We start from the raw sequence: 12299 nt of genomic DNA, 5'->3' as shown, positions 1-12299 counted from the left end.
TGTTGGCATGTTGGACACTACAAACGAACTTAATGCACTCAAGGGCTGGATAAAGGCGCAAGCCAAGGCGTTGGGGTTTGCTGATTGTGGCTTTGTCCATCCCGCCAATCCCATATTTAGCAAACAGCTTGATGCCTTGCAAACCTGGCTAGCACAAGGTAAACATGGCGATATGCTGTTTTTTGAAGACAATCATGATAAACGTGCTAACCCTGCCCTGTTAGTTGACAGGACGCAAAGTATCATTAGCGTGCGTTTAGATTATTTGGTCACGCCGCCGCCCAAACGCAGTGTGCCAGACAACGAGCGCCCCAACTCAGCGATTATTGCCCGCTATGCTCGAGGGCGTGATTATCATAAAACCATGCGAGGATTATTAAAAACCCTAGCCAAACTGATTCAAGACAAACTAACCACCGATTATCCGCAATATGCCAACGACTTTGTATTTCGCCCCTTTAGCGACTCTGCGCCTATATTTGAGCGCGCGTTGGCTGAGCAAGCAGGTTTAGGCTGGACAGGCAAACACACCTTGCTGATTCATCCACAAGCGGGGTCATTTTTTGTGTTGGGGGAATTATTCACCAGCTTGCCTTTGGCAGAGGATAAAAAGCAAATCGAAACCACATTATCGCATTGTGGCAGTTGTCGTGCTTGTATTCATGTGTGCCCTACCCATGCCATCCGCAAAACACCCACCGGGCATTATGATGTCGATGCACGGCTGTGTATTTCGTATTTAACCATTGAATTAAATGGCAAAATCCCTGTAGAACTTCGCCCCAAAATCGGCAATCGTATTTTTGGCTGTGATGATTGTCAGTTGATTTGTCCTTGGAATAAATTTGCCAGATTAGCGACGATTGAGGATTTTAATCCCCGTCACCGTTTAGATGATATGTCATTGCTTGAGTTATGGGCATGGGATGCACAGGATTTTTTGACAAAAACTGAAGGCTCGCCAATTCGCCGCACGGGCTACGAGAATTTTATGCGCAATGTGGCGGTAGCCTTGGGCAATGCACCATTTAGCCAAGCAATTATTGACAAATTACAACAAAAACGCCCAATGTTAAGCGAAAATACACAAGAACATATTGATTGGGCGACCCAGCAACAACTTAATAAAAGTTAAAATGACGAGTTGGGTTGTTGTAAAAAGGCAATTTCCTCATCACTGGATTGTCTACCCAAAATCGCATTGCGGTGCGGATAACGCCCAAATCTCTCAATAATGGCTTGATGCTTATATTCAAACGCTAACGTATCGGCACTGGCGTATTTTTTAAACAGTGGCAACGCCTGCTGATGAATGGTTGCCGATTCTGCATGCATAAAAGGCATTAAAGCAAAATTGCGTTCGTCTTGATTTAACTTGTCAAAATCTGGCTGTTTGACGATTTCTTGCGCCAATACTAACGCCATGCCATCTTGGGCAAAAGCTTGTGAAGAATCTCGAAAAATATTGCGCGAAAACTGGTCCAATACAATGATTTCTGCCAATCGCCCTTTTGTACTGGTTCGCCAATCCCCTAACTCGCCTCGTTTGGCTTGCTCAAGTGTGGCTAAAAATTTAGCCGTTACCGTTTTATCAAAATCCTCATCTTTGGCAAACCAAAATGGCTTAGTATTTTCCTGCAACCAAAAATCTAATACCTTTTTAGCGTCCGCTGATAAGGCTTGCGCTGCTACCTGTGTTTGATTGGTCATTTGCTTTCCTTTTGTAGGTTAATTATAGTGACTTGTCGGGTAATGATAGTGACAAATTTTGCTAAACAAGCGCGATTTACCTATAATGTGGCACAAATTTAGATTGAGAACAACCATGTATCCTTTTTTACGACTGGGCACCCATGCCATCAAAAGCGCGATTAAACAAAAGCAAGGTCATTCGCTTCAATTAACCGATACCAGCGAAATCACCTTGACCGCTAATATCAACGACATTGACAATTTTTTTGAAATGAACAACGGGCGTATTTTTACGCTGTTTGATTTGGGGCGAAACGATCTTGCCATTCGCTCCGGGCTTGCCAAAAAATTATTCAAGCATCGCTGGGGACTGGTGGTCGCTGGTAGTACCATCCAATATCGTAAGCGTGTTCGTTTATTTGATAAGGTTACCATCAAAACCCGACTGATAGCTGTTGATGAACGCTGGTTTTATATTGAGCAAAGCATGTGGGTCAAAGGTCAGCCGACTTGCGCTGCGCTGCTGCGCACCGGTATCACCAACATCGTGACAGGCAAGGTTTTGCCGACTGAGCAAGTGCTCAGCGCATTGGATTATAAAGATATCAATATGCCACCTGACGACTGGGTCAAAGCTTGGTCGAACGCCGATAAAATCCGCCCATTTCCTAAAGCCAATGTCCACCTTGCCAAAGATTCTGCTATCAACGAGTAAATAAATGCCTTTAACTTTAGATGATTTTGATTATCAACTGCCCGATGAACTTATTGCCCGCTATCCGTTAGCGGTGCGCTCCGCCTCACGATTGCTGTATTTGCCTGCCCATGGTCAACCCAAAGACCAACAATTTGTGGATTTGCCAGAGCTATTAAATAGTGGTGACTTGGTGGTGTTTAATGACACCAAGGTCATGAAAGCAAGGCTGTTTGGGCAAAAAGCCAGTGGCGGCGCGGTCGAAGTATTGGTTGAGCGTATTTTGCCCGATGATGATACTGGCAACCAAAAGCACACCGCTTTGTGTCATGTACGCGCCAGCCGCAGCCCAAAAGAGGGGCAAACGTTGAGCCTTGCCGATGGTAACATTCATGCCACGGTAATGGGGCGTGAGGACAATTTATTTTTGCTAGAATTTGACCAACCGATATTGCCTGTGCTTGAGCACTATGGTGAACTGCCAATTCCGCCCTATTTTGAGCGCCATGCCGATGACAATGACGAAACCCGCTATCAAACGGTATTTCATGACCCAGCCAAACTTGCCAGCGTAGCCGCACCGACCGCAAGCTTGCATTTTGATGATAACGTATTGGCTGCACTCAAGTCCAAGGGCATCAACACCGCCTTTGTCACCTTGCATGTCGGTGCAGGCACATTTGCCCCTGTCAAGACAGAGGATATTTTGCGCCATAAAATGCACTCAGAATATGCTGAGTTGCCCCAAGCGACTGCCGATTTGATTAACCAAACCAAAGCCCGTGGCGGGCAAGTGATTGCGGTCGGTACCACTGTGACACGGGTGCTAGAAACGGCGTTTCAAAAAACCGCCAGTTTTGAAAACCCGATGCTATCGGCTTGGTCAGGTGACACCGATATTTTTATTTATCCGTCATTTAGGTTTGGGGTGATTGATAAGCTCATCACCAATTTTCATTTGCCAAAATCCACGCTATTGATGCTGGTGTCAGCGTTTGCAGGCAGTGAGCCTATCAAACAGGCTTATCAGCACGCCATCGAGCAACGATATCGTTTCTTTAGTTACGGTGATGCGATGTTGTTGGAAAAACTGGTATAATTTCAACCTTTTATGATTTTAACCTTTTAAAAAACTTGTTACAGAAACTTTAGATTATGCAATTTACCTTACATAAAAACGCTGTAGGCGAGAGCCGTGCTCGCCGTGGTACGGTTCATCTCGCTCATGGCGATGTGCAAACCCCTGCCTTTATGCCTGTCGGTACTTATGGCACCGTCAAAGGCATGCTGCCGCGGGATATCCACGAAATCGGTGCCGAAATCATCTTGGGCAATACCTTTCATTTGTGGCTGCGCCCAACCACCGATGTCATTGACAAATTTGGCGGCTTACATGACTTTATCGGTTGGAACAAGCCGATTTTAACCGATTCGGGCGGTTTTCAAGTCTTTAGTCTGGGCGCAATGCGTAAAATCAAAGAGGAAGGTGTGCATTTTCGCTCGCCGATTGATGGCGCAAAAGTATTTTTATCCCCTGAAATATCGATGCAAATTCAATACTCACTGAACTCAGACATCGTTATGCAGTTTGATGAATGCACGCCTTACCCTGCGACGCCTATCGAAGCGGATACATCGCTTGAATTATCGCTGCGTTGGGGCGAGCGCTGTAAAAATGCGCATGAAAAACTGGGTAACAAGAATGCTTTGTTTGGTATCATCCAAGGCAGTATGTATCGCAACCTTCGCGAAAAGTCCCTAGAAGGGTTGCTCGCTATTGGCTTTGATGGTTATGCCATTGGTGGACTGTCAGTCGGTGAGCCAAAAGAAGAAATGATGGCGGTGCTTGATTACTTACCCGATGATATGCCCGCCGACAAGCCCAGATACCTGATGGGCGTGGGTAAGCCTGAAGATATCGTGGAAGCGGTACGCCGCGGTGTTGATATGTTTGATTGCGTGATGCCAACACGTAATGCACGAAACGGTCATTATTTCACCACTTTTGGCGCCGTTAAAATTAAAAATGCGGTGCACCGTTTTGACCAAAGTCCGCTTGATAGTGCGTGTGATTGTTATACTTGTCAGAATTTTAGCCGCGCCTATTTGCATCATTTGTTCAAGTGCAATGAAATGCTATCGGCACAGTTGGGCACCATACACAATTTACGTTACTATCAGCGCTTGATGGCAGATATTCGTCAGTCTATTGAAGATGATAAGTTTGATGCGTTTGTCGATACTTTTTATCAGCAGCAAAACTTACCAAAATCTGATTTGCATTTGACCTAAAAACCACCTAAAAAAAAGAGCCGATTTGGCTCTTTTTTACTTTTCAGATGCTGCTGTTGATACGCTAAAATACGCTAAATAGCAACGCTATCCTTTCTTACAACCTTATCTTACCACGTTATCTGACTAAACCACGTTCACTATGAATCAGGGAATCCAATAGCAATTGTACCAAAGGTTCTTGGGGTAACAGTTGCTCGCTCACCGCGACAATGGCTTCTTCTTTGGTCAATCCTGAACGGAAAATCACCCGATAAGCTTGTCGCAGATAATCAATAGTCTGCTTTGACCAACCTTTGCGGCGCATGCCTTCGATATTAAGACCATGGCTTTTGGCAGGGTTACCCGATACCATGTTAAAAGCCGCAACATCTTTTAAAATCAAGCTTGCGCCACCAATCAAACTATAATCATCAATGCTACAAAATTGGTGAATACCTGAATTACCACCGACAATCACATGGTTACCGATGCGGACATGCCCCGCAATCCCCACATTATTAGCCACAATGTTGTCGCTCCCAATCACGCAATCATGCGCAATATGGGTATTGACCATAAACAGATTACGGCTACCAACGCGTGTGATGCCTTTATCTTGTACCGTGCCGCGATGAATGCTACAGGCTTCGCGAATGCGATTGTCATCGCCAATTTCTAGCCACGTCTCCTCGCCTTGGTATTTGAGATCTTGGCAGTCTTCGCCGATGCTAGCGAATTGAAAAATCTGGTTGCGCTCACCGATACGGGTAAACTTGCTAATGACGACATGGGGGTGAAGCACGGTCTGCGCCCCAATTGTGACATGTTCACCAATAATGCAATACGGCCCTATCTTGACCGACGGGTGTATCGTTGCAGTGGCATCAATAATCGCCGTTGGGTGAATCGTCATGAAAAATCCTTATACCAGCCCACTATTCAAGGAGAACTAAAAATACAGGTTTAGCTGAAACCATAGGCAAAGCTAACTATAAACAGTAGGTTAAAATAAAAACGACATTATAGCATTTTTACTAAAGTATGCCATTTTTATCAAGGATTTTGCTTAACTTAAACAGATTTTATCGTTATAGCTTACTCAAACGCGCCTTATTCAAGCCATGTAAAAATGACGTTAAAGTCATGACTGGTGATATTGGGTACGCTGCTCTGCAATGGTGATTTCTGCACTGGCTGCCAACTCATCACCCACGCACGCTGTACAACTAAATTTATAGATACTGTGACGCTCCATGGTTTTTTCGGCACGTAAAATGAGCTGATCACCGGGGATGACTTGACGTTTAAAACGTACTTTATCGACCCCAGCAAACAGATAAATATAACCATCTCTTGGTTTGACATTTTTGCTGATAAAACCCAGTACACCCGCCACCTGCGCCATGGCTTCAATCATTAAGACGCCTGGCATGATAGGCTCTTCAGGAAAGTGACCATTAAAAAAAGGCTCGTTAATGGTGATGTTTTTAAGACCGGTAATCCACTCATTGGGTTTTACCGCAGTGACTCTGTCTAATAGCATAAAAGGATAACGGTGAGGCAGATAATCACGTAACACAGCGGCATTGAGAGGTAATGTCACCCCAATCTGTGCAAGGCCAGCGATGTCTTCATCAATCAACTTATCAAAATCCATGGATATATCCTTTATACTTTTAAATCATCTTTATCAAAAAAATAGATTTGTGAGAAATAGCTATTGTAACGGTTTTAAGATTGAGTTTACAGTTGTTTTCTCAAATTATTTGATGGATAAAGGTAACGATTAACTTTTTGGTTTGCCAAGTTGCTTAAAATTAATATAGGCTCTTTTCCATAAGCTATTGGGCATCACTGGCATGCCTGAAGAATATACACCCGGTTGGTGAATCGATTTGGTTACCATCGTCATGCCAGTAATCGTGACATCATCACAAATTTTGATATGACCTGCAAAACCTGATGCCCCGCCAATCATGCAGCGTTTACCAATTTCTGTACTGCCAGCAATCCCCACACACGCTGCAATCACCGTGCCAGCACCAATTTTTACATTATGGGCAATTTGCACCAAATTATCGATAATGACATGATTACCGATAACCGTATCATTCAGCGCACCACGATCGATACAGGTGTGGCTGCCTACGCTGACATGATCGCCCAGTATCACTCGTCCTAATTGGTGAATTTTTTGCCAACCTGCTTCATCTGTACTGCCTCTAGGGGCAAAGCCAAACCCGTCATTGCCAATGCTGGCATGACTATGCAAGCTGACATGTTTACCCAATACACAATCATGCCCGATATAGACATGCGGCGCAATGAAGCTACCTTCGCCAATCACGACATTGGGCTGAATATTGACTTGGGCATCAATCTTGACACCATCACCAAGGACGCAGTTATCACCAATTTGGCTATACGCCCCAATACGCACATTGTCACCCAATTGCAGATTGTTACCCAAAATGGCCGTCGGGTGAATCAAACCATCTGATAAACTAGGGTTGACTGTCTGATGATACGCTTGTGTCGGTTCAAACAATGCCGTCAGTTTGGCATACGCGGCATAAGGTGAGTTGACCACGATGGCAACGCTATGGCTTGGGCATTTTTCCTGCAAGGATGCAGGGACTAGCACAGCGCCAGCGCCCGTGGTTTGCAATTTTGATTCAAATAGAGAATTGGCAATAAACGTAATATCGGTGTCGGTGGCATCCTCAAGGGCAGCGATTTTGGAAATTTGTTTCTGCAAATTTTGGTCGGTTTGTACATCCCCTTGGTCAATGACGTCACTAGCTAAAAAATCCAAAATTTGTGCGAGGGTGAACGCCATGTGATTACTCCAATCGTTTGCTTAAAGTTTGCCTTAATTTTACACACAAAATAAAAAACGCAATAGTCGAATATTGCGTTTTTGCTAAAACCTCTGCGCTTAAAAAATATTATTTTACTTGATCGTTAATCGCTTTGGTAAAATCTGCCGTTACATCCCATTCAGGTTTGACATAACTAACGGTTCTATCACGATTATCAATGAGCACATCAATATTTTTTTGACGCACAATATTTTCTTTAATGGCTTGGATTTTGGGGGCAATTCGCTGCATCACTTCTGCCTCATTGGTATCAATGATGGACTGGATTTGACTGGCAACCTGTTCATAGTTTTGTAGGTTGGTTTGAATTTGCTTACGCAAATCATCCTTTTGTGCTTGGGTCATCTGAGCATTTTGCGTGGCGTATTGTTTTTGCAAACGCTCAATGGTGGCTTTGTAGCTATCAAGCTGCTGCTGCTTTGGTTTGACCGCCGCTTGCACCACGCCAATTTTGGTTTTGGCGATGTTAGTATTGTTGATGGCAACTTGGGAATTCCAAACCGCAACGGTATTGGCAAACACTGGCATTGCCAATACACTTAAAATACTTGCTGTGGCTAACTGAGTGATTATTTTCATATACATAGACCTTTTAGAATGTACGTCCAATTTCGAACTGTACATTGTCGACTTTATCTTTATCTTTATCATTAAGCGGAACGGCATAGCTTAATGAGATTGGACCAATTGGGGTAATCCAAGTGAAGCCTGCACCCGCGCTAAACCGCATGTCATTGTCTTTTTCATTTAATAGCGATACGGTATTGCCATTCACTGTGACTTTTTGGTCATATTTATTGGTGGTGTCAAACACTTGTGCCCCTTCAACAAATAACACCGGACGGATTTGGTCTGCCCAATCGCCTTTAAACGGCATCGGCAGAATTAGTTCAGTACCCACTTGCGCGAGTGCATTACCGCCAATCTCTTCTGGGTAATTATCGACCCCACTATTATTTTTCACTTGGTAATAACGATTACTGGTAGGGCCTAACGTGGCATTCTCATAACCACGCACTGAGCCATAACCCCCTGCGAAGAAATTTTTCCAGAAAGGTAAATCGTTACCATATCCTAACTTGGTATAACCGCGTAGTACGGTATTTTTTAGGAATGGGCGATAGTAGTTTCCTTGATAGACCAGTTTTTGGTAAGTGGCATCGCCAAAGGCCAGTTCTAAATTGACGTTATGGGACATACCGTTGGTTGGAAAACGTCCACGGTCAAGCGTGTTCATATTCCAGCCTAAATTTAGGCTCGCGGTATTAAATGGGTCTGATTCGAATGATTCATTGCCATCGGAGTCTGAACCTACTTGCAGAGTACCTTCGTCTTTTAAGTATTGATAGTTTGATACCGCTAACAAAGCACCTGCTTTGATTGTGGTACTATCAAGTGTGAGACCGGCACTTAAACTCTTATTTTCATCAATCGGGTAGCTAAAACCTAAGGTGCCACCATACGAGTCTGTTACATAGTTTGAAATGTTTTTTCTGTCATATTTGGTTTTGCGTGTATAGATACTGGCACTTTGCGATATCCCATCTGGGGTAAAGTACGGGTTGGTATAGCCCAAATTATAACTATCTAACGTCTGAGAACGCGATAACGAAATATTGACTTGATTACCTGTACCCAAAAAGTTAGATTGACTTAAACCTGCTTGGAAAGTGATACCACCACTTTGTGAATAACCAGCCGCAATGGTACTGGTACCTGATGGCTGCTCCTCTACTGCGACATTGATATCTACCTGATCGGGGGTGTTGGGGACAGGTTTGACATCCATGTTGACAGTTTTGAAGAAGCCTGTACGCATTAAACGCGTGCGCGACAAATCGATTTTTTCATTGGCGGCCAATGCGCCTTCCATTTGGCGCATTTCTCGGCGCAATACTTCATCTGCGGTTTTATTATTGCCGGTAAAATTGATACGGCGCACATACACAGGACGCACAGGATCAATAAAGAAATCGACATCTACCGTGCGAGTATCTTCATTAATACGCGGCACTGGGCGGATTTGGGCAAAATAGTAGCCATCGTTACCATACAGTGTGCCAAGATTTTGTAAAGTTGTCGTCATTTGACGTTGTGAATAACGCTCACCTGGCTTAAATGCTACTTGCTTACGAAGCTTGTCGGTATCGTAGTTGGGCGTACCCATAAAGTTGACATTACCAAATTTATATTGCTCACCTTCAGTAAGATTGAGCTCGATAAATACTTTGTCTTTTTCTGGACTTAAATTAATGGTGGCATCATTGATGGTGAATTTGACGAAGCCCGCATTTTGGTACATGGCGGTGACATTTTCTAAACTTGCCGCAAGCTTTTCTTTGGCATAGCGGTCAGATTTGCTAATCACATTGATCCATGAGCTTTCTTTGATGCTCATCGCTTGTCTGATTTCTTTGTCGCTAAAATGTTTGTTACCAATCACCTTGATATCGACAACACGCGCCGCTTTACCTTCAACAAAATTAAATTTAAGCGCAACGCGGTTATTGTCTAGGGGCGTTTGGGTCACCTTAACTTCGCTATTATAATAACCTTGCTGGTTGTATTGCTGTTTTAGCTCATTTTGCACTTGCTCAACCGTCGCCTGTTTTAATACATTGCCTTCTACGATGCCAATACGTTTTAGGCCTTCGGTTAATGCTTCTTTTGGAATCAGTTTATTACCCTCATAAGTGACACTTGCGATAATTGGGCGCTCTACCACGTCAAATACCAACTTATTGCCTGATTGGGATGCTTTAACGTCTGAGAAATTGCCAGTTTCATAGAGGGCTTTGATACTAGCTGCGATATTGGCATCGTTTGCTACTTCACCGGTATTGACAGCAAGCACGGGATAGAGGTTATCAGCGGATACCCGTGTCAATCCATTAAATTGAATATCGCTCACGGTAAAATTTGCCGCTTGTGCATACGAGGTAACGAGTGCTAACGGTGCAACCAAAAATAACGCTGAATTTCGCATATAACTTGTTTCCGAATTGACGACTGCCCAAAGATAATGCATGAAACCTGTCACTTTTAGGTATCTAAAATTAGTTAGCCAAAGGTATTTATCTAGGTTTGGTAATCTAAGTTTGGTTCGCTAAAAATGACAAATGCTATCAAAAAGGGTGACTTAATTAAACTTCTAGTAATAGTTTGTCTTTGATGTGTAGCTTGTATTATCAAAGTACAAGAGATCCGTAAATAAATTTTACTGGCATAAGGTAAGCTAAATCTTGCGTAAAGTCTAGCGAAAAAACAAAACTACAAATCAATATTTTAGCCAAATTTGGGTCGGTTAAAACAAGCGTGAGATATCGTTACCAATCGCCAACAGCATGAAACCTGCAAGCAAAACTAAACCAATATTCATTCCCATCATTTGTATTTTCTCCGGCATGGGTTTACCAAAAATAGCCTCATAGGCATACATGACAATATGCCCCCCATCAAGCACAGGTACGGGTAATAAATTGAGCACAGCAAGGCTTAAACTGATAATCGCCATAAACGACAATACCGCTTCCCAACCGATGCTAAAACTTTGATTGGCGACTTTGGCAATGGTAATGGGACCTGATAGGTTCTCTACCCCAATGGTGCCCGTCAACATTTTACCCATTGATTTGAGGGTCATGGCACACAAATCGACAGTTTGATGTACGGATTTTTCGACCGCTTGGATGGGCGTATATTGAATGGTTTTTATATACTCAGGGGGCGGCGTAATCTTAGATGCGGCTGCCGCTGCGCCAATTTGTCCAAATCGATTGCCCATGGTATCTTTTTTTGCTTGTGGCATGACTTTTAAGGTAGTGATTTTACCTTGGCGCTGTACTTCAAGGGTTAATAACTGCTCTGGGCTGGATTTGACAACTTGTGAAAATGCCAGCCAATCGCTCACCGGTTGACCGTTGACACGGGTGATGGTATCACCGACTTGCAGACCTTGACGCGCGGCAGCGCTATTTGGGACGATTTCACCGACCACCGCAGGAATTTTTGGTTGCCACGGAATCGCGCCTAGACTATCAATGGGATTGGTTGCTTTACCCGGTTCTGCTTTCATAAAGCGCTGTATCGGCACGGCAACATTGGTTTGACCTTGCGCGCCATTCACTGTTAAATTAACTTGCCCCGACTCGCCCATGCGATCAGCTAACGCATAGTTAATATCCTGCCAACTTTGGATGGGTTTATTATCAACCGCAACAATTTCGTCACCGACTGTAAGACTGGTTTGACTGACGGGTGAATTGGGCAAAATACTGCCGACTTTGGTCGCCAAGACTTGGGTTGGGGTGATAAATAGCAGCCAATATAAAAAAATCGCAATCAGTAAGTTCATCACCGGACCTGCTGCGACGATGGCGATTTTTTTCCAAGGTTGCTGGGTATTAAAGGCTAAATGACGTTCGGCTGGATTGACTTTGCCTTCTCGCTCATCGAGCATTTTGACATAGCCGCCAAGCGGAATCGCAGAGAGAGCATAATTAATCCCAGTTTTTTTACTGGTCCAGCTTAGCAGCTTTGGACCAAACCCAATTGAATAGGTCAATACCTTGACACCGCACAGCCGAGCAACAATATAATGCCCCCACTCATGTAGCGCAACCAAAGGTCCTAGTACCACAATCGCAGCTAAAACGGTCAAGATGAAATTCATGGCTATCCTTTTGACAAAATCACAGGCCAAAAATAATTTAACTATCGGTATCTTAATAATTTATGTAGTCATTCTTAACGATTAT

Annotated in this window: 11 protein-coding genes; 4 read left to right on the top strand and 7 right to left on the bottom strand. The window is 43.7% G+C overall.

The window, feature by feature from the left end; translation table 11 throughout:
• Positions 1 to 7 precede the first annotated feature (7 nt).
• Positions 8 to 1135 (top strand): tRNA epoxyqueuosine(34) reductase QueG, encoded by a 1128-nt coding sequence (gene queG, locus RTS09_RS01125; RefSeq protein ID WP_312533475.1) that lies wholly within the window; start codon positions 8 to 10, stop codon positions 1133 to 1135.
• Here the strand turns inward: queG and RTS09_RS01120 are convergent.
• Positions 1132 to 1710 carry a DUF924 family protein gene (locus tag RTS09_RS01120; protein WP_312533472.1) on the bottom strand — a complete coding sequence of 193 codons (579 nt, stop codon included), beginning with the start codon at positions 1708 to 1710 and terminating at the stop codon, positions 1132 to 1134. The genes queG and RTS09_RS01120 overlap by 4 nt on opposite strands.
• A gap of 115 nt (positions 1711 to 1825) precedes the next feature.
• On the opposite strand from RTS09_RS01120, the gene RTS09_RS01115 reads away from it, so the two are divergent.
• From RTS09_RS01115 to tgt, 3 genes are read left to right on the top strand one after another with little or no spacing between them, the layout of a single operon-like run.
• Positions 1826 to 2407: an acyl-CoA thioesterase gene (locus RTS09_RS01115; protein WP_312533469.1), complete on the top strand. Its 582-nt coding sequence runs from the start codon at positions 1826 to 1828 to the stop codon at positions 2405 to 2407.
• Positions 2408 to 2411: 4 nt separating this feature from the next.
• On the top strand, positions 2412 to 3485 hold the full coding sequence (gene queA / locus RTS09_RS01110; protein WP_312533466.1) for a tRNA preQ1(34) S-adenosylmethionine ribosyltransferase-isomerase QueA: 1074 nt from the start codon (positions 2412 to 2414) through the stop codon (positions 3483 to 3485).
• Between the two features lie 56 nt (positions 3486 to 3541).
• Entirely contained in the window at positions 3542 to 4678 is a 1137-nt protein-coding gene (gene tgt / locus RTS09_RS01105) for a tRNA guanosine(34) transglycosylase Tgt (RefSeq protein ID WP_312533463.1), read from the top strand.
• 118 nt (positions 4679 to 4796) lie between these two features.
• Here the strand turns inward: tgt and lpxA are convergent, their stop codons facing one another.
• From lpxA to rseP, 6 genes are all read right to left on the bottom strand, one after another.
• On the bottom strand, positions 4797 to 5573 hold the full coding sequence (gene lpxA / locus RTS09_RS01100; protein WP_007116793.1) for an acyl-ACP--UDP-N-acetylglucosamine O-acyltransferase: 777 nt from the start codon (positions 5571 to 5573) through the stop codon (positions 4797 to 4799).
• A 228-nt stretch (positions 5574 to 5801) separates the two neighbouring features.
• Positions 5802 to 6317, bottom strand: a complete 516-nt coding sequence (gene fabZ, locus RTS09_RS01095) for a 3-hydroxyacyl-ACP dehydratase FabZ (RefSeq protein ID WP_007116794.1) — start codon at positions 6315 to 6317, stop codon at positions 5802 to 5804.
• Between the two features lie 129 nt (positions 6318 to 6446).
• Complete coding sequence (gene lpxD / locus RTS09_RS01090; RefSeq protein WP_312533457.1) at positions 6447 to 7499, bottom strand: UDP-3-O-(3-hydroxymyristoyl)glucosamine N-acyltransferase; 1053 nt, start codon at positions 7497 to 7499, stop codon at positions 6447 to 6449.
• Positions 7500 to 7608: 109 nt separating this feature from the next.
• Positions 7609 to 8121 (bottom strand): OmpH/Skp family outer membrane protein, encoded by a 513-nt coding sequence (locus RTS09_RS01085; RefSeq protein WP_282840980.1) that lies wholly within the window; start codon positions 8119 to 8121, stop codon positions 7609 to 7611.
• Between the two features lie 13 nt (positions 8122 to 8134).
• On the bottom strand, positions 8135 to 10528 hold the full coding sequence (gene bamA / locus RTS09_RS01080) for an outer membrane protein assembly factor BamA (protein ID WP_312533454.1): 2394 nt from the start codon (positions 10526 to 10528) through the stop codon (positions 8135 to 8137).
• A 318-nt stretch (positions 10529 to 10846) separates the two neighbouring features.
• Positions 10847 to 12214 carry an RIP metalloprotease RseP gene (rseP, locus tag RTS09_RS01075; RefSeq protein WP_312533452.1) on the bottom strand — a complete coding sequence of 456 codons (1368 nt, stop codon included), beginning with the start codon at positions 12212 to 12214 and terminating at the stop codon, positions 10847 to 10849.
• Positions 12215 to 12299 lie beyond the last annotated feature (85 nt).

The sequence above is a fragment of the Moraxella sp. CTOTU47618 genome (genome assembly GCF_032017425.1).
Taxonomy (GTDB): Bacteria; Pseudomonadota; Gammaproteobacteria; order Pseudomonadales; family Moraxellaceae; genus Faucicola; species Faucicola tetraodonis.
Note: the sequence above shows the minus strand (reverse complement) of the source record. Positions and strands in the feature narration are given on the sequence as shown.